The organism is Aquimarina amphilecti (genome assembly GCF_900109375.1).
Lineage (GTDB): Bacteria > Bacteroidota > Bacteroidia > Flavobacteriales > Flavobacteriaceae > Aquimarina > Aquimarina amphilecti.
In genome coordinates this window covers 349295-368759 of the sequence record NZ_FOAB01000001.1, presented here as the reverse complement: position 1 = coordinate 368759, position 19465 = coordinate 349295, and the positions used below count along the sequence as shown (strand labels likewise).

The window sequence follows — 19465 nt, the reverse complement described above, 5'->3', positions numbered from 1 at the left end:
TATTATATCCTTTAATATTTAGTTATCTCAAACTCACTTCTTCTATTAATCTGATGATCGTCTTCAGTACAAGTCTTTGTATTGCAATCTATTAAAGGTGCAGATTCTCCAAATCCTTCGAACTGCATTCTTCTTGCATTAACATATCCTATAAGTGCCAAATAATTGCGTGTAGATTCTGCTCTTTTTTCTGATAAGACTTGATTATACGAATCTGTTCCTCTACTATCCGTATGCGAAGAAATTTTAATATATACTGTTTTATACTTTTCTAATTTTAGAGCGAACTCATCTAATACTTTTTTAGAATCCGCTCTAATATTCCATTTATCATAATCAAAATATATTGGCGGAAGGTCAAAGTATAACTTTCCATTCTTTTCTATCACCGGAGGTCCTACATTATCAGAAAGTAATTTTAGTCTTAATTCTTCAGCAGTAATTTCTTCTTTTCTTTTTTTCCTATCATTTTCAGAAGTAACAATAGCTCCTGTTTCTTGATCTTTGGAACTCTGTACAACAACAGGTTCTTTTTCTAAGTAAATCACATACCGCTCGTTTTCTTTTTCTTTAACCAAAATAGGTTTGATATTTGTCTTATAACCTACAGAAGAAGCCTTAAAATCGTATTTTCCGGGAAAAACAGATAAACTAAATGATGCTATAGAGTCTAATCTATTTTCATATACCATTTTCTTTTCTACATCTTGTAAAACTACGGCTGCATTAGGAACATAATTATCTGTAGCAAAATCTCTCACCTCAAAATTAGTCACGTATTCCTTCAAAAATATTTCTCCTATCTGAGAAAAGGCATAAATGTCATCATCAGTCTTACCTTTTCTGTTAGAAGCAAAAAAACCATCTTTTTCATTATAATATGTTAACGAAAAATCATCATAACTAGAATTGATTGGCGCACCTAAGTTTACTGGTTTTGTAAATACTTTATCTTTCAATTCTGAAACAAAAACATCCATCATTCCAAGTCCTAAATGACCGTTAGAAGAAAAAAACAGATGCCCTTCTTTAGAAATATATGGAAACTGTTCTCTGTTTTTCGTGTTGATAGATGCTCCTAGATTGATTGGTTCTCCATAAGTTCCATCTATCTTTATCTCGGAAGTATAAATATCAAAATCTCCGAAACCTCCAGGCATATTAGAAGAAAAATACAATGTCTTATCATCAGCGGAAACTGAAGGATGCTCTATAGAATATTCCTTATTGTTAAACTTTAATTTTTCTGGTGTTTGCCATATCCCATCAACTTTTATAGCTTTATACAAATGAATCGCATTATTCCTTAAGCTATCAAATTTCTTTTTCCCTTTTTCCGAATTACTTTTTGAAAAATAAATAGTATTTCCATCAGAGGTAAAACAAAAGTTACCTTCATGGAGTTTAGAATTAACTTCTCCGGAGAGTGCTTCAATTTCCGAAACCTCTACATTCTTATTATCCACTTTTACAGCATATATATCTAAAAATGGTCTGTGCGTCCACTTATAATTTTGATTCATAAAACCATGAGAACTACGATCAGAAGTAAAATATATAGTACTATCCAATTTTACTGCTCCAAACTCGGAAGATTCAGTATTAAATGCCACGGATTTAACAACGTAATCATCATCTTTTAATTTAAAAGCTTCTATTGTCGAAATTGCATTTAACTTATCTAATGTATTTGTCTCGTTATTGCTTTTATATAGTGCCAAAAAATCAACAGCCATTTCATATTTACCTAAAGAAGAAAGTACTTGATGCATCATAAAATTATACGAGTTATCATAGGACTTATCTTTTCCATAAAATTTCCCTGAAGTTAAAACTTTAAGATATCGATATGCTTTTTTAAATTGAAATGTATTGTAATACGAGATAGAAATATTTTCAAGAATATGTTTTTCATACCCTTCCTCGTTTAGTTCCTCTTCATATTGCAATGCCGCATTTATATAATCTCCATTAGTAAAGAAACGATCTGCTCTGCTCTTTTTCTGAGAAAAGATAAACTGTGTAATCAATAAGATGAATACAAATGTTATTTTAGTTTTCATATTTTAATAAAATCTAGGAGATGTATATTTATTACTAAAATTGAGTAAATCGAAATTATATAATAGAATAATCTCATGACTCCCATTATTATACCCACTTAATTCACTTGTACTAAAATCATAGGAGTATCCGACTTTTAGATTTCTTGTGATATTAAAACCTGCCAACGCAATGAAAGCATCTTCGTAACGATAAGAAACTCCCAACTCGAATTTATTGTAAATCAAAGAGTTTAGCGAGATATCAAATGTTAATGGAGAATCTAAAACTTGTTTTATAACCATAGATGGCTTTAGTTTAACCTCATCCACAAGATCAAAGACAAAACCTGTAACTCCATATAAGTGGGTCTTTGATTGAGAAACACCTATACCGTCTACAGCTACATCATTAGGCAATAAATTTGGAGAAGAAATACCTGCATAAAAATTATTAGAAAACAAGAATAACCCTGCTCCTATAGTAAGTTGTAACTCAGAATTATTTGCCGCAAATGCAGGGTCATCAGCCACATCAGAACCGGAAGCATTGAGTTTAAAACTATTAATTCCAGTTTTTAGACCATAAGACATTTTGAAACGATCTGAAATACGGGTAATGTATGCAAAATCAATATTAAAGAAATTATTATTGGTGCTAATCGCTTCACCAATCCGATCATTTACATAATTCACACTTAACTCAATCTTCTCACTTATCGGAATGTTTCCGAAGACATTTGCCGTTTCTGGTGACCCTTCTATTCCTGTCCATTGCCTTCTATATAGTAAACCGGTAGAAATTAATCCACTTTGATTCTTAACATAAGCAGGGTTTACCGTACTCATATTATACATATATTGAGAATATTGTGGTTCCTGCTGAGCATACAATACCGAGCAGAAAACTATCGCTATACTAAAAATAAATCGTGATTTCATTGTTTATCTGCTTAGGTAAAAGCTTCCTTGAATAGGAAAGTTGTTTTCAAAATTTGGTGTAAAAATGTAGAAATAAGTTCCGGAGGGTAAATCATCTCCTAACCGAATAGAAACGTTACTTTCTCCTCTAAATTCTTCAGTGTTTCTATTACCCTCAAATACTTTGGCTCCGTAACGATTATATATTTTCAAATCGAAATCTGGAAAAGCAACTGGGATATTAAATTCATCCTCAATAAACAAATCAAAGGTATCATTTTGATTATTTCCATCTGGAGAAACTCCATCTTGAAAATCCAATGCACATATATCTCCATTAGAGAATCGCTCACCCATATTAAGAATATTTATAGCAACCGTTACTCTTTCTGATTCACAATTATCAGCATCTACAGTTGCTATATAATATACTTGATTATCAAAAAGTAAAGGGTTATCAATAATAGGCATATCACTTTCTAATGTAGGATACCAATTATAGTTTAATACATCCACCTCTATATCATCTAATCTTTTCCCATCAAGAATACAAAATTCTTGATCTGGCACATTCGGTTCTGGTAAATCAATAATCTGCACTTCTACATTCAATGAAGACTCATTACAAGGAGCAGTATTAGGAATTACATATCTAAAATTATAAATTTTATTAATCTCATTATCAGGATTTGGTAATAAATCGAACTCTACTACTCCATCCGGCATCAAGGCACCTGTATTTTCTATATCCTGAAAACTTCCAGTTCTTGGGGTATCATTATCTAAAATTGTAAATAAATTTACACGCCCATCTATTTCACAAAAAGAATCACTTCTATCGTTACCAATTTCTGTAGGTTCTACAATATTTATAGTTACTGTCGCCTGATCTTGAGAACTACAACCAACATTACCTCCAACGGTATATACATAATCTCCTGGACCAAGAATTGGTAATGTATTATCTGAAGCATCAAAAACGCCTAGATGATCTGGTGACATGTAACCAAAAGGTCCCGTCCAAGTTCCTGTTGGATCAGGATTACCATTTAGAAGATTAAAAAGTGTTACCGTTAAATTATCGGAACATAGTGATGTAGCAGCGCCGTTTCCTGCTCCAGCATTAGCTTCTTTATAAATAGTAAACTCTAATAAAGCTTCATCAACACATCCAGAAGGATTAGTCGTTGTATGTGTAAAAGAATAAGAAATAGGAGTGTTAATTTCTTCAGGCACCAAGAATATATTATCAACAACATTACCTCCATTGATATTATCAGTCCAAATACCTTCTTCAATAGTTCGCCCATCTGAGTTTAACAAACTTCTTAAACTATATTGATCGGCATCTGTCTGACATATAATTAGATCTAAGGTATCTTCTCCTGCATAATCATGAGGTAAAATTACAATAGTAACTATGGTAGAGATAGAAGGACAAGGATTGCTCTCTATAGTAATAGGTTGACAAACATCCCCAGAATAAGAAAATGTAGCACCACAGTTTTGTCTAGGAATCACATCATATCTAAATCTATACGTTCCTGGTCTAGCTCCTGCAATAGTAATTGGTCCTAAATGTTGTTCATCTTCTGGTGTATCATTTAAATTATTTTCTAAATTAAGATCACCATTGAAGGGAATACCGCCAAGAAATGTCCAATACGCAAAATCATCTACTAATGAACCATCTGTATAAACGTAACCAGGTTCAAACTCAAGTAAATCAAAAAGGTTAATTTGAGCTGGAGAAGAATTAGGACAAATTTCTTCCACGGGATTCTCAGGAGTAAACTGCCTTAACTCTTCATATATAACGAACATAACCGTTGCTTCATCATTGGGACATATAGGAGACCTACTGTTGATCTTATAAGTATAACTGAAATCTATACAACTAAAGCCAGGAACATATTCTGGAGAAGCTCTAAAAACATCATATACTTCTTTCAAATTAATTACTGCATCCGTAGCACTTGTAATTTGACCAGTATTATCATCATCATCCCAACTTCCTCCTAATTCTTCTCCATTTAAAAATCGGTTATCGAATAAATTAATATCCATATCCCAAGATGCGATATCGCCTTCACAGATCGAAAATGATGATCCATAACCTGCCGTAACCGGTCTTACTACAGTTACCTGAACATCTACAAATTCAGTAATACAAGTATCTACATTAAAAACGGTATACCTAAAACTAAAATCTTCACTATCCACAGGGAAACCACCATTATTTTCAATGGTTGTACCAAAGTTTGGGCCGCTTAGAATATATGTATCAGAAGGTAGAGAGCCGGTATAAGTCCATATACCGTTTAGATGAGGAAGAGCGAACCCTTCTCTTGACTCTAATGTATCAAAAAGGTTAATGTCTATTTCAAATCCTGCTGTACAAATATCATCATTATCACAAACAGGAAAGAAACCAGTTGTTGCTGCAATACCAGCATATGGACCGAGTTTCACATTAACTCTAACTCTATAGTCATCTGGGCAATTCGGATTCTTAAGTTCAAAAAAATAAAGATCAGAAGCATTTCTTAGTTGCCATAATCTTAAAACTCCTGAAGCTTCTATACCTTCTTCGCCTTCTTCTATCCCAGTTGATTCCCAAAAATCTCCTAATTCTGGTACGATACCTGTTTCATCATACAAGTTAATGATACCATCCGGAGTACCATCTGTATCGAAATCGATAGTCTCCATATTACAAATGGTTATCACTTGTTCTTGATTACATTGAGAAAAAACTTCCCCAATACCGCCGAGGAATATTAATAAAACGAAAAGTAACTTTGTGTAATTTTGTTTCAAAATCAATTAGTTTATCTGTAAGTGTCATTTTTGCGCTTTTTGTTACTAATCAAATGAAATAAAATTGATTAAACCTCAAAAGCCCGGCGAAATTATAAAAATATGTTAAAAAAACAGCATCGCCTTACAAAAATTAATCCTTACCTACACCCTTAACCTCTAGATTTTAAAACTTTTACTATATCATTAAGCTTGTAACCTTTAGCCTGTAATAAAATCAAATAATGAAAAAGAAGATCTGCACTTTCATCTAAGAATAATTTTTCATTATCGTCCTTAGCTTCAATAACTACTTCTACGGCTTCTTCTCCAACCTTTTGAGCAACTTTATTTATCCCTTTTCTAAACAGAGACGCTACATAAGACTTTTCATTATCTTGATTTTCTTTTCTATCCTGTATTGTATTCTCTAAAGTTGTCAAAAAACCAAAAGACTGTTCATTATTTTCATTCCAACAGGTATCCGATCCAGTATGACAAGTTGGTCCAATAGGATTAACAGAAATCAAAAGTGTATCTTTATCACAATCATTCTTTATATCAACTAAGCTTAAAAAGTTTCCACTCTCCTCGCCTTTCGTCCATAATCTATTTTTAGTTCTACTAAAAAAAGTTACTTTTTTAGTTTCTATTGTCTTTTTGTATGCGTCTTCATTCATATAACCAAGCATCAAAACATTTTTTGTAGTTACGTCTTGAATTATTGCAGGAACGAGTCCATCATTATTTTTATTGAAGTTTATTTCCATTTTATCAATCTATTTCTTTTGTATTCCAGATCAAGTCTGGAATCATATTCTGTTATAATCTTACAGGAATTTCGTTTGACCTCAATTCCTCTTTCAAATCTTTTATTTCTATTTCTTTAAAATGAAAAACACTCGCTGCCAAAGCAGCATCGGCCTTTCCTTTTTTAAAAGTATCTATAAAATGTTGCATGTTACCTGCCCCACCCGACGCTATTATAGGAATATTTAGCTCTGTTGATAACCTTGCCAAAGCCTGATTAGCAAAACCATCTTTAGTGCCATCATTATCCATAGAAGTAAATAAAATCTCTCCAGCACCTCTTTTTTCTACTTCTTTTGCCCAATCAAACAAATCAAGTTCTGTTGGTACTTTTCCTCCTACCAAATGTACTATCCATTTCCCATCAATTTGTTTAGCATCTATAGCCACTGTGATACACTGACTTCCAAACTTGCCTGCTAAATCATTAATAAGCTGCGGATTCTTTACAGCAGATGAGTTTACCGAAACCTTATCTGCCCCATTTTGAAGCAAAATATCTACATCCTCTATAGATGATATTCCTCCACCAACAGTAAAAGGTATATTAACTTTCTCTGCAACTCTAAGAACTAAATTAGCAAGTGTTTTTCTTCTCTCCTCAGTAGCTGAAATATCTAAAAACACTAATTCATCCGCTCCAGCTTTAGAATACGCATCTGCTAATTCTACTGGATCCCCTGCATCTCTTAAATCAACAAAATTGACTCCTTTTACCGTACGTCCGTTTTTAATATCTAAACACGGTACAATTCTTTTAGTTAACATTAGTTTTCTTTATTTTTTATATTCAGATCCATACCATCATAAAAACCTAAATCTTTATTTTTTAATTGTTTTGTCCAAAAAGCTATTTGCCCAGTATGATATGATAAATGCTCTGTAACATGAATAGCTATTCCTATTCCTGAAAAAGTAAAACCTTGTACTTCTCGTTTTCTCATTAATTCTGAAATAGCGCAATTCAACAAAGTTTTCTTAGCTTCTTCTATTGTACTATTTAGTTTTAGCAGCAACTCCGCTTTAGAAACCCCTTCTTTAGCTTCGAATTCGGCATCCCTATCCCGTTTATCATCTAAACCACCTAACGAGGCTATAGCATATTGAGTAACATTACCACAGAGGTGAAGCATCAAATTACCCACACTATTCGAAGATTGATTAAATCGTTTCCAGATATCATCTTCAGAAAGTTGATCAAAACTAATAGTAATCATCCTAAGACTTTCATCCAATCTATAAACGATTTGTTCCTTAAACTCCTGTGATATTTCCTCATTCATTGCTTACTAACTGTTTTGAAGAATATAATTCTCTAATTGTTTTAAACTTATCCGATTCTCATAAATTGCTTTTCCAATGATTGTTCCTTCACAGCCAATTTCAGCCAATTTCGGTAATTCGTTAAAAGTTGAAATTCCTCCAGATGCAATTAGCTTTATATCTTCTATTTCTTTCAACATTTTTTTATACAAATCAAAAGAAGGTCCTTCTAACATTCCATCTTTACTGATATCTGTACAAATAACATAGGAAACTCCTTCTTTCTGATACTCGTTAACGAATGGTATTAATTCTTTATCACTTTCTTCTAACCAACCGCTTACTGCAATTTTTTCATTCTGCGCATCTGCTCCTAAAATAATTTTACCATTCCCGAATTTTTGTAACCAAGATTTAAAAATATCAGGATTCTTTACTGCAATACTACCACCAGTAATTTGATTTGCACCACTATCAAAAGCTATTTTTAAATCTTCATCTGTTTTTAAACCTCCTCCAAAATCAATTTTTAAACCCGTTTTAGAAGCTATTTGGTCTAACACCTTATGATTTACGATATGCTTAGATTTTGCACCATCTAGATCAACTAAATGTAAATATTGAATTCCATGAGCCTCAAATTCTTTTGCTACTTCTAATGGATTTTCATTATATATTTTTTTAGTATCATAATCTCCTTTAGAAAGGCGAACACACTTTCCGTCAATGATATCTATTGCAGGTATGATCCTCATGCTTTATTTTATAATTATTAGTTATTAATTTTTAACTCTAAAAAGTTTTTTAAAATCTTCTCTCCCGCATCACTACTCTTTTCTGGATGAAATTGAGTTCCGTAGAAATTATCTTTCTGTAAAGCTGTACTATAAGTTACTCCGTAAGTAGATTGTGCAATGGTTTCTTCCATTATTGGTGCATAATAGCTATGAACCAAATAAATATATTCCTTCTCTTCTACTCCTTTAAATAAAACAGAGTTTAATGATTCTATTTGATTCCAACCTATTTGAGGTACTTTTACGCCATGATTGAACTTTACGACATCTGTATGAAAAATGCCTAGTCCAGTAGTATCGCCTTCTTCTGTGTAATTACACATTAATTGCATTCCTAAACAAATTCCTAGAACAGGTTGCTTTAATTTTGGTACTAAGGTATCTAGACCAGAATCTCTTAATTTACGCATCGCACTACTTGCCTCACCCACTCCAGGGAAAATAACCTTATCCGCTGATTTTATTTCTTCGGGATCATCACTTAAGATAGCTTCATATCCCAATCGCTGAATCGCAAACTTGATTGATTGGATATTTCCTGCTCCATAATTTATAATTACTATTTTCATCATTCTAGATTAATATTCTGTACTATCCACTTTTTACAACATTCCTTTTGTACTAGGCAAGTACATATTATCTGTATCTCTTTTTACAGCCATTTTCATTGCTTTAGCAAATGCTTTAAATATGCCTTCTATTTTATGATGCTCATTTTCTCCTTCTGCTTTAATGTTTAGATTACACTTAGCCCCATCAGTAAAAGATTTAAAAAGATGAAAAAACATTTCTGTTGGCATATCACCAATTTTTTCTCTTTTAAAATCAGCATCCCATACTAACCAAGGTCGACCTCCAAAATCAACGGCTGCCTGTGCTAGGCAATCATCCATAGGCAAACAAAACCCATATCGTTCGATGCCCAACTTGCTCCCCAACGTCTTATAGAACAATTCTCCTAAAGCAATCATAGTATCTTCTATAGTATGATGTTCATCTACATGTAAATCTCCATCTACCCGCACTGTTAAATCCATCGCACCATGACGTCCAATTTGATCTAACATATGATCAAAAAAGTGAAGCCCTGTAGAAATCTCATTTTGACCAGAACCATCTAAATTAAGTTTAATATAGATCTTGGTTTCATTTGTATTTCTGGTAATTTCAGCAACTCGATCTTCAAGTTTTAAGAATTCATAAATTTCCTTCCAGTCTGTCGATGTCAAAGCGATACTTTCTCTAATGGCTTTTGAATCAGCTTCAATTTCGTCTGCCCCAAGTTCTGGATCTTCAGATAGAAAAATCCCTTTAGATCCAAGGTTTTTCGCCAGTTCCATATCTGTAATTCGATCACCTAAAACAAAAGAATTTTGTAAATCGTACTTTTCTTTATCAAAATACTCAGTTAATAAACCTGTTCTAGGTTTTCGAGTATCTGCATTTTCATGAGGAAATGTTTTATCTATACAAACTTCATTAAAGACTACTCCTTCTTTTTCGAACGCCGTTATTACTTTATTATGAGCTGGCCAAAACGTATCTTCTGGAAAGGAATCTGTACCTAATCCATCCTGATTAGTTACCATTACCAATTCATAATCCAATTCATTCGCAATCTTAGCCATGTACTGAAATACCTTAGGGTAAAACTCTAATTTTTCTAAACTATCTAATTGATAATCTACAGGAGGCTCTAATACCAATGTACCATCTCTATCTATAAATAATACTTTCTTCATTTTAATTTATTTTTTTGTAATTCATATTCATAAGAACAGAATTTATATACTTTTTAAAGCCTTTATTAACTTTTTGTTTTCTTTATTAGTTCCTACCGTTAATCTAAGTGTGTTTTCACATAACGGTTGTGTTGTACGATTGCGAATAACAATTCCTTGCTTTAACAATTGATCATATCTCATATTAGCATCATCAACTTTAACCAATACAAAATTAGCATCGGTTTTATAAATTTCTTTTACAAACTGAATATCTTCTAAGGAATCTATCATAAAATCTCTCTCCTTTAAAATATTAGCTATTTCTTCTTTAATCTTATTAACTTCTTTAACTCTATCCAAAGCTCTTTGCTGAGTTAACTCGTTAACATTATAAGGAGGTTTTATTTTATTAAGCACACCAATAATATCTTTTGATGCATAACACAATCCAAGTCTAATTCCTGCCATTCCATATGCTTTAGACAAAGTCTGTGTTATTACTAGGTTTGGGTATTCGCTAATTTTACCTATCCAACTTTCTTTAGAAGAAAAATCAATATAAGCTTCATCTATAACAACTAAACCTTCGAAGTTTTCTAAAATTCGAATAATACTATCTTCAGAAAAAGAATTACCGGTTGGATTATTGGGAGAACATAAGAAAACTATCTTAGTTTGCTCATCTATTGCATCCAATATCTTAGTCACATCTGGTTCAAAATCATCTGAAAGTAATACTTTTCTATCCTCTATATCATTAATATTAGCTAAAACATTATACATTCCGTAGGTAGGCGGTAACGTAATAACATTATCAATTTTAGGTTCGCAGAAAGCCCTAAATAAAAGATCTAGTACTTCATCACTTCCGTTTCCTAGTAATATATCATTTGTATTAATTCCTTTTTGTGTTGCTAGCACTTCTTTGAGACTTCGTTGTTGTGGATCCGGATATCTATTCACTCCATTTTCATATGGATTTTCATTGGCATCCAAGAAGATCATTTCAGAACCATCAGAAACATACTCATCTCTTGCAGATGAATAAGGTTTTAGTCCTTTAACGTTTTCACGAGTTATATTATTTATGTTGAAATTTAATTGTTTCATTACTTCTTAATATTCTATAAATTATCCGAAAATCATTGCTTTCGCAAATGCTATTATAACAACTAACATAATAGCTAGTACAAAGAAAACTATTACTGAAAGTATCAATACCACTACAAATCTTAACAGCTTAAGAATCGTTTGCCCAGTACTATAGCTGCATAATTTCTTATAAGTAAACAAATAGTAAAATATAATTACCAAAGTGCTTACAAAATAGATTGATGGATTAAATAATAACCCTAGTAAAAAGAACAGCGTTCCGGAAAATAATCCAAATCCTAATAAATACGAGTTTATAACCAAATGCTCTCCATAATTGAACTTCTTTTTACCAAACACCATTAATGCCAAAAACGTATAAAAAGGAATCAATACGAAAGCAATCAGGTTAAAATATTTAAGCATAAAACTTTGGGTAATTTTATTAACTTCAGCCTGTTCTTTTTTGTATTCCAAGTATTTTTCTTGATATTCTACAGTGTTTTTTTCTATATCGGGGTTTGACATAGAAAACAATGATTCATAAAAAGATTCCGTTTGAGTAGCAAGCATTAATTCACTATAATCATCAGAAAAAAAGTTAAAAACAAATGTAGCAACAGCAGTTCCGATTACCAGAAACGCAAATGGGTTTATATGTCGTTTTCTTGTTCCCGAAATATATTCTGAAATAACTTTATCTGGGGAAGTCACAAAATGAATTAATGTTCTAATAAAAAGATTATCTAACCCCAGAACATTACTAAAAAAATCACTTTTTAATCCTTTTAATGTAATCCGCTCTCTTATTACTTTCGCACCACAAGATTGACAGTAATCAGCATCATCAGATAAGATATTTCCACAATTTCTACAATTCATTGATCTCTTTTTTTACTTTACATTCTATATTCAAAAACATTTTAGGTAATATCACTTAAACTCTTTAAACGCAAAGTAACTGCGTTCTTATGCGCTTGTAAACCTTCGGCATCTGCCATAATCTCTATGGCATTTCCAATATTTTTGATACCTTCAGCGGATAGTTTCTGAAATGTCATTGATTTCATGAAACTATCTAGATTTACTCCACTATACTGTTTTGCATATCCATTGGTTGGTAATGTATGATTCGTTCCCGAAGCATAATCTCCCGCACTCTCAGGCGTGTAATTACCTATAAACACAGAACCGGCATTCATAATATTATCAATATAAAAATCTTCATCTTCTACACATACTATAAAATGCTCAGGACCATATTCATTAATCAGTTCTAGAGCTTCTTGGTCACTTTCTATGTAAATAAGTTTAGAATTCGCTATTGCAGCTTCAGCAATTTCTTTTCTTGGTAATAAATTACATTGATTTTCAACCTCTATCTCTACTTGCTCTATAAGTTTTTTAGAAGTAGATACTAGAATCACCTGGCTATCTTTTCCATGTTCTGCCTGACTTAATAAATCCGAAGCAACAAAGGATGGATTTGCCGTGTCATCAGCTACTACTAGTAGTTCACTTGGTCCAGCAGGCATATCAATCGCTACGCCAAATTTTGTAGCTAGTTGTTTAGCAACAGTCACGAACTGATTTCCTGGTCCAAAAATTTTATAAACTTGCGGAATCGTATTAGTACCAAACGTCATTCCTGCAATTGCTTGAATCCCTCCTACTTTAAATATTTTTGTTACACCACAAAGGTTTGCTGTAAATAAAATTGCTGGATTTATTTTTCCTTCTTTATTTGGTGGAGAACATAAAACGATCTCATTACACCCAGCAATATTAGCTGGAACTGCTAGCATAAGAATTGTAGAAAACAGTGGAGCTGTTCCTCCTGGTATATACAATCCTACTTTTTGAATAGGTCTTTTCTCTTGCCAACAGTTTACGCCTTTCGTTGTTTCTAATGAAACCTTATCTGTTTTCTGAACAGCATGAAAAGCTTCAATATTAGATTTAGCTAAAACAATTGCATCTTTGAGTTCTTGACTAACCAATTGTTTGGCATTTTCAAGTTCCTCCTCAGACACCAATATCGAATCTAGAGATACTTTATCGAATTTCTCTGTATATTGTTTTATTGCATCATCACCATTAGTTTTTACATCATTAAAAACATCTAAAACCACATTTTCTATATCTGCAACGGTCTGTGTTGGTCGTTCTAATATGTCCGCCCAAGTATTTTTCTCTGGATTATATATCTTCTGCATTTTCTCTAAATTAACTATAATACCATTTTCTCAATAGGACATACTAATATTCCCTCAGCACCTTCTGCTTTGAGCTCATCTAAAATATCCCAAAATTTATTTTTTTCGACCACAGTATGTATTGAACTCCAACCTTTTTCTGCAAGAGGTAATACTGTTGGACTTCGCATTCCAGGAAGAATATCAACGATACGATCTATTTTATCATTAGGAGCATTCAGTAACACATACTTAGAAGCTCTAGCCTTTAATACTGCCTGTATTCTAAATTGTAATTTTTGTAATATACTCCTGTTTTCATCACTAATACTTGGAGAAACCGCTAAAACAGCCTCAGAAGTTAACATTACTTCTACCTCTTTTAAATTATTTTTAAACAATGTACTTCCGCTTGATACAATATCACAAATAGCATCTGCTAATCCAATGTTAGGCGCTATCTCTACAGATCCAGAAATCTGGTGTAAATCTGCAGATATACCTTTTTCCTTTAAATATTCTTTTACTGTATTTGGATATGATGTTGCTATTCTTTTCCCATCTAGATCTTTTATAGAATTGTATACTACATCTTTAGGAACGGCAAGAGATACTTTGCATTTTGAAAAATTCAACCTTTCTGCTATTGCAATATCTTGTCCTTTTTCTACAAGAACATTTTCACCTATAATAGCAATATCAACAACTCCATCTCTTAGGTATTGAGGAATATCTCCATTTCTAAGGAACATAACTTCCATTGGGAAATTTCTAGTGGCTGCTTTTAATTGGTCTTTTCCATTATCTATAGAAATACCACAATCTTTTAAAATCTGAACAGAATCTTGATTAAGTCTTCCGCTTTTTTGAATAGCAATTTTAATTTTTGACATTTTTTTATTGTTGTGTTTGGTCAGTTCAAAACAAGTTTTAAATAAAAAAACCCGTTTGAATATGCTCAAACGGGTTATTAAATATGATTAACTTATACACATATCAACTTACCACGCCTGGGCGGAGATATAAGAATGATGATGATGTAAAAGAATATTTTTCATTATTTTTTTCTACGCAGCGAATTTATAAAAAATATTTTTTTCTTAAATGCATTTCAGCCTAAAATTTTGCTATTCATCTTTTTTTGACACATAAATCACTCAACAATAATAATTTAATGAAAACATTTTATAACTTTAAGAAGATAACACTAATCATCAACATATGAGAAATTTAATTTCATTCTTTATTTTTATCCTATTCGCCTGTCTGGGAATGTGGTGGTACTATTCCTGTAATTGGTGCCTCGGGAGTAAACAAGATGGCTCTAATATTGTAAAAGAACAAATAGATCCTGAAATCGAGGCAAAGGCAAAAAAAGCTTACGAAGATAGCTTAGCTTTAGCAAACGGTCTTTACGCCATTGACATCGAAGATATTGATGTTTTTAGGTACCCTGAAAATATCCAAATCAACAATTCTAATTTTGATGTTTATATACCTGAAGGTATTAAAGGTTTTGAAAATAAAATTGCAAATTACCTTGGGCAACATCAAGATCAAGATTTAATAATCTACGGGTATGAAACTTCAACCGAAAGAGAAGCAGACACTTTAACTGGTATATCGAGAGCTAATTATATAAAAGATATTTTAGTTAAGACTGGTGGAGTAAACGGAGATCGTATAGTTACTCAAGCAAAACTATATGACTATGATTATGATGCAGATGGTAAATACAATGGTGGTATTCTTTTAAATTTTCATAAAATAGATGAATCTAGATTAAAAGAAATAGAAAAAGGTATTGCCAATAAAACTTTATACTCCAGTTTTGGGTCTAAAGAGTTTAAAGCAGATGCTACTTTAGCTAATTACGCATTAGAACTTAAAACATATCTCGATAAATATCCTGACAAGAAAGTACTGATTACTGGTCACACTGACAACGTGGGTGATACCAAATCAAATCAATTCTTTGGACTTAAGCGAGCCCAAAATGTTAGAAATTACCTGGCTTCTCAAGGTATTCCTTCAGAAAAATTTACCGCTAAGTCTAAAGGAGAATTAAGTCCAATTGCTCCGAATGACACAGAGGAAAATAGAGCAAAAAATAGACGAATAGAAATAATTGTAAACTAAATACCAACTACAAAAATGTTAGATTTTTTAAACGAAGCAAACTGGTGGTGCCTTCTCTTATTATTATTAATTGCATTCTTATTAGGATGGCTTTTATCAAGATGGTCTCTCAAAAATAAATATCAAGACAAATTAGATCAATGTTATAGAGAGAAAGAAAAACTACGAAAAGCTAGTGATAATTATAAAAAAGCAAATACCACATTCTCTAACCCTATTCCTGTTGAAACTCCAAAATCAATTGAAGTAGCAGAAATCAAAAAAGATGTAGGTAATGATGAAAAGCCTCAACTAAATTTTGAAAGTTTTGGAACAGCAAGTGAATCACAAAAAGATGACTTAAAATTGATTAGCGGTGTTGGCCCATTTATTGAAAAAAAGTTAAATAGTATTGGAATATATACTTTTGATCAAATAAGTAAATTCACTAAAGAAGATATAGAAACTGTTACAGAATTAATACAATTCTTTCCTGGTCGTATCGAACGTGATAATTGGACAACCCAAGCAGAAAAGCTAAAAAATCAGTAATACAGAAGTTATTTTTAAAAAAATAAAGCCTTTATAACTAATATTATAAGGGCTTTATTAATTCAGAGATCCAGATAATAAACAACTTCTAAATATTTTTCGGAAGTTGTCTCATCTTTCTTAGATTTTAGCTCTTTTAAAACTCCAGCAACCTTTATTCTTTGCTCAGGAAGTTTTTGAGAACCCTTAGCATGCGCTATTATAAAGGTATCTTTATCAGCAACTATTTCATATACATCATATGTGTCAACTATTGGAATCATAGTAAAAGTAGTCACTTTACCAGCAACTATTGGTATCATAATAAAACCATTAAAATCAGATTTAGAAGCTATTTTTTTCGGAACACCTGTTATAACAAGGCTTTTAGATAACTCACCCTTTTCTTTTACTTCATGAATCAATAACTCCTTTGAAGAATACCGATCATAAACTGATTGCATTTCATTTGATAAGGAAGAAAAGATTTCTTTTGTTTCATTAGCATCTAATTTTGAAGTTGCTAAATCTAAAAAAAGGATCATTTTTTGTTTATCTCTAAAAAGACCCGATACTTTTCCCAATTCTGATTGAGAAATAACTCCATCTTCGGCTTTTGTTAGAATATTATAAAACCTACCTCCATTATCCAGTGATTTCATCGCATCTACCTTACTCTTATAGGGTATTATCTTTCTCATTTTATTTATGAATTTTGAATTTGATATAACATTTTACCAAAAAATTCACCAAGAGAAAAAATCAAAACAATTACTATTAAAGAAAAATAGATCCCTATAAAGAGAGTTTTCCTTTTTTTATCCTTCTCATCTTGAATAGACAAAAAACCAGCAAAACTTAATATTGTAACAAATAAATAATTCATAACATACATTTATTTATTAGTAGTATTAGTGGAAGAATTGTTACAAGGATAAAAAATTAGAAGGACTAAATATTTTCTTTATTTGCTAACGTATCAAAAAGTCTATCTATCTGTAAGGGTTTCCATAAAAAACCATCAAAATAACTTAGATAATCCTGATTATTGACAGCCGTTACATCAGCTGTGAGCGCATATATTGGTGTACTTCGATTTTTGCTTTGTGAATCTTTTATCAACTTTGCTGCATCAAAACCATTCATTTCTGGCATATGAATATCCATTAAAATAAAGTCCACTTTAATTTTTTTAGCAACTTGAACCGCATCGTATCCATTTTTAACACGTTCAATTTTCACTCCCCACTTCTTAAGCAATTGACCCATCACCAAAGCGTTAACCTCGTTATCTTCTGCTAGAATTGCTGTTTTATCATTTAACTGATCTGTGCGCTTTTGATCAACCTTAATTACTTCTGCTGCTTTTTCTATAACTAAATCAAACCTAAAAATTGAGCCTTTCCCTTTTTCACTTTTTAGTGTAACACTACTCCCATATAACTCTACTATTTTTTTTACAATTGCTAGACCTAATCCGGTACCACCATTATTTCTAGTAGTAATTGTAGAAGGTATGTAGAAACTATCAAATAATCTTGATTGTTCTTTTTTGGCTATTCCTACTCCTGTATCTTTTACTCTAAAAGAAACTTTATCTGTATCATTTTTAGAGGAAATCAACTTAATATCAATATCTACCGCACCATCATTGGTGTATTTTATAGCATTACTGACGAGATTACCTAAAATTTGAAATAACTTCGTGTCATCCAATTGATAGAATTTATTTAGCTTATTATCTATATGCACATTCAGTTCTATCCCTTTCTCTAGAGCCATCCCTAAATAAGTATCCCTTATATTATTTATAAGTTCTACAAAATTAACTGCATACATTTCTAACTTCATCTTATCAGAATCTAACTTTGAAAAATCTAAAATGTCATTAATTATGCGCATCAAATTCTTAGAAGAAAACTGTAGTGAAATAAGTAATTTTTGATCATCTTCATCCGCTCGTTCTTTTAACATTGAAATAATACTCGTAACTGCATTTAGAGGTGTTCTTATCTCGTGGCTCATAGCCGAAAGAAACTCTTGTCGCATTTTTGCAGTTTCCTCAGTCTGCTTCTTTTTTAGAATAATTGCTTCTTTCTCCCGTTTTAAACCTTCTTCTTGCTGTTCATACTTAATTTTAGAAATACGTTCATAATTTTCAATCACTTTAAGCGTCTGAGAATTAATCGACTTATCCTTTTCTTTTAAATAGCTTTCTAAATATTTTAAGGACTTTTTATGTTTATTTTCATCCTTGTACAACTTATACAAAAGATGACAAGCCTTAAATTTAGTTCTTGAAAGATTATATTTTTCTCCAAGAGCTATTACATCCTTTAATAAGGCTTTAGCTTTTTGTATATAACCGGTATCTAAATATAATTGAGCAATTTTTTGCTTTGCCATTCCTATTCCAAAAACCTCATTGTACTTCTTATGTATTTCTAAAGCTTTAAAAAAGTCCTTACTTGCTTTTGTATACTCTTTATTATAATAGAACACTTTACCTCGACCATATATGGCAAAGGCTAACCCTCTATCATCTCCTGTTTCTTCTTTTAAGCTTATAGACTTATTTATCATCTTCAAAGCTTTAAGCGGCTTATTCTTTTTTAATAGAATTCCAGACATGGGATTATACACATTGGATTCTAAGTTTTTGTTTTTACTTTTTTGCGCTGCTTTTATTGCTATTTTATAAGTTTCAATTGCATTATTTTCATCGCCTAAAATTTCATAAATTGTACCTAATGATTTTTGAGTTCGGGATACATTATGCCAATCATTGTATTTTTGATAAATGACCAATGCATCTATAAGATAAATCATTCCAAGATGATAGTCATTAGTTTTATAATAAATCCCTGCTATACTATATTTAGCATCAGCTACACCTCTATCATCCTCTAGTAGTTCAAAACACACTATAGCTTTTTCTGCATAAGTCAAAGCAACATTACCTTTACCACAAATCATGTTAAATAGAGATAACATATTTAAACTTTTACCTACATATTCTGTGTGATTCATTTCCTGACTTAATAACAATGCCTCATTAGCCAACTTCATACTTTCTTGTAGATTATTAACCCTAAACTTGTAGGATTTCTCAAGCAAATATTGAATTTTGGATAATGTATTATTGTGTTCAATCATACAAAGCAGGTATGTAA

17 protein-coding genes are annotated in these 19465 nt (G+C 31.7%); 2 read left to right on the top strand and 15 right to left on the bottom strand.

Features of this window, described 5'->3' with window-relative positions:
* Positions 1 to 11: 11 nt before the first annotated feature.
* The 13 genes from BMY33_RS01605 to hisG all read right to left on the bottom strand — a co-directional run bounded on the left by BMY33_RS01605 (position 12) and on the right by hisG (position 14536).
* Positions 12 to 2063 (bottom strand): OmpA family protein, encoded by a 2052-nt coding sequence (locus tag BMY33_RS01605; RefSeq protein ID WP_091404618.1) that lies wholly within the window; start codon positions 2061 to 2063, stop codon positions 12 to 14.
* 3 nt (positions 2064 to 2066) lie between these two features.
* Complete coding sequence (locus BMY33_RS01600; RefSeq protein WP_091404616.1) at positions 2067 to 2984, bottom strand: PorP/SprF family type IX secretion system membrane protein; 918 nt, start codon at positions 2982 to 2984, stop codon at positions 2067 to 2069.
* A gap of 3 nt (positions 2985 to 2987) precedes the next feature.
* Positions 2988 to 5675, bottom strand: coding sequence for a T9SS type B sorting domain-containing protein (locus tag BMY33_RS01595; protein WP_091404612.1), 2688 nt, complete (start codon positions 5673 to 5675; stop codon positions 2988 to 2990).
* A gap of 260 nt (positions 5676 to 5935) precedes the next feature.
* A complete protein-coding gene (hisIE, locus tag BMY33_RS01590) occupies positions 5936 to 6532 on the bottom strand; it encodes a bifunctional phosphoribosyl-AMP cyclohydrolase/phosphoribosyl-ATP diphosphatase HisIE (protein WP_091404609.1) in 597 nt (198 codons plus the stop codon).
* A gap of 52 nt (positions 6533 to 6584) precedes the next feature.
* Positions 6585 to 7340, bottom strand: a complete 756-nt coding sequence (gene hisF / locus BMY33_RS01585) for an imidazole glycerol phosphate synthase subunit HisF (protein ID WP_091404608.1) — start codon at positions 7338 to 7340, stop codon at positions 6585 to 6587.
* The gene (locus tag BMY33_RS01580) at positions 7340 to 7855 is read right to left on the bottom strand and encodes a DinB family protein (RefSeq protein ID WP_091404606.1); all 516 of its coding nucleotides are present in this window, start codon (positions 7853 to 7855) and stop codon (positions 7340 to 7342) included. Before BMY33_RS01580 ends, hisF begins: the two co-directional genes overlap by 1 nt.
* Positions 7856 to 7861: 6 nt before the next feature.
* Entirely contained in the window at positions 7862 to 8590 is a 729-nt protein-coding gene (gene hisA, locus BMY33_RS01575; RefSeq protein WP_091404603.1) for a 1-(5-phosphoribosyl)-5-[(5-phosphoribosylamino)methylideneamino]imidazole-4-carboxamide isomerase, read from the bottom strand.
* A gap of 17 nt (positions 8591 to 8607) precedes the next feature.
* Entirely contained in the window at positions 8608 to 9201 is a 594-nt protein-coding gene (hisH, locus tag BMY33_RS01570) for an imidazole glycerol phosphate synthase subunit HisH (protein ID WP_091404601.1), read from the bottom strand.
* A 33-nt stretch (positions 9202 to 9234) separates the two neighbouring features.
* Complete coding sequence (gene hisB / locus BMY33_RS01565) at positions 9235 to 10374, bottom strand: bifunctional histidinol-phosphatase/imidazoleglycerol-phosphate dehydratase HisB (protein ID WP_091404600.1); 1140 nt, start codon at positions 10372 to 10374, stop codon at positions 9235 to 9237.
* A 42-nt stretch (positions 10375 to 10416) separates the two neighbouring features.
* Positions 10417 to 11466, bottom strand: coding sequence for a histidinol-phosphate transaminase (gene hisC, locus BMY33_RS01560; RefSeq protein ID WP_091404597.1), 1050 nt, complete (start codon positions 11464 to 11466; stop codon positions 10417 to 10419).
* 21 nt (positions 11467 to 11487) lie between these two features.
* The gene (locus tag BMY33_RS01555) at positions 11488 to 12330 is read right to left on the bottom strand and encodes a DUF3667 domain-containing protein (RefSeq protein WP_091404594.1); all 843 of its coding nucleotides are present in this window, start codon (positions 12328 to 12330) and stop codon (positions 11488 to 11490) included.
* Positions 12331 to 12371: 41 nt separating this feature from the next.
* Positions 12372 to 13664 (bottom strand): histidinol dehydrogenase, encoded by a 1293-nt coding sequence (gene hisD, locus BMY33_RS01550; protein ID WP_091404591.1) that lies wholly within the window; start codon positions 13662 to 13664, stop codon positions 12372 to 12374.
* Positions 13665 to 13678: 14 nt separating this feature from the next.
* Positions 13679 to 14536 carry an ATP phosphoribosyltransferase gene (hisG, locus tag BMY33_RS01545; RefSeq protein ID WP_091404589.1) on the bottom strand — a complete coding sequence of 286 codons (858 nt, stop codon included), beginning with the start codon at positions 14534 to 14536 and terminating at the stop codon, positions 13679 to 13681.
* A 328-nt stretch (positions 14537 to 14864) separates the two neighbouring features.
* Between hisG and BMY33_RS01540 the strand changes: the two genes are divergently transcribed.
* Both BMY33_RS01540 and BMY33_RS01535 read left to right on the top strand, forming a co-directional pair.
* A complete protein-coding gene (locus tag BMY33_RS01540; protein ID WP_091404587.1) occupies positions 14865 to 15782 on the top strand; it encodes an OmpA family protein in 918 nt (305 codons plus the stop codon).
* 15 nt (positions 15783 to 15797) lie between these two features.
* On the top strand, positions 15798 to 16313 hold the full coding sequence (locus tag BMY33_RS01535) for a hypothetical protein (RefSeq protein WP_091404584.1): 516 nt from the start codon (positions 15798 to 15800) through the stop codon (positions 16311 to 16313).
* Positions 16314 to 16375: 62 nt separating this feature from the next.
* Here the strand turns inward: BMY33_RS01535 and BMY33_RS01530 are convergent, their stop codons facing one another.
* Complete coding sequence (locus BMY33_RS01530; RefSeq protein WP_091404582.1) at positions 16376 to 16993, bottom strand: hypothetical protein; 618 nt, start codon at positions 16991 to 16993, stop codon at positions 16376 to 16378.
* Positions 16994 to 17243: 250 nt separating this feature from the next.
* The gene (locus BMY33_RS01520; protein WP_091404579.1) at positions 17244 to 19448 is read right to left on the bottom strand and encodes an ATP-binding response regulator; all 2205 of its coding nucleotides are present in this window, start codon (positions 19446 to 19448) and stop codon (positions 17244 to 17246) included.
* Positions 19449 to 19465: the final 17 nt, after the last annotated feature.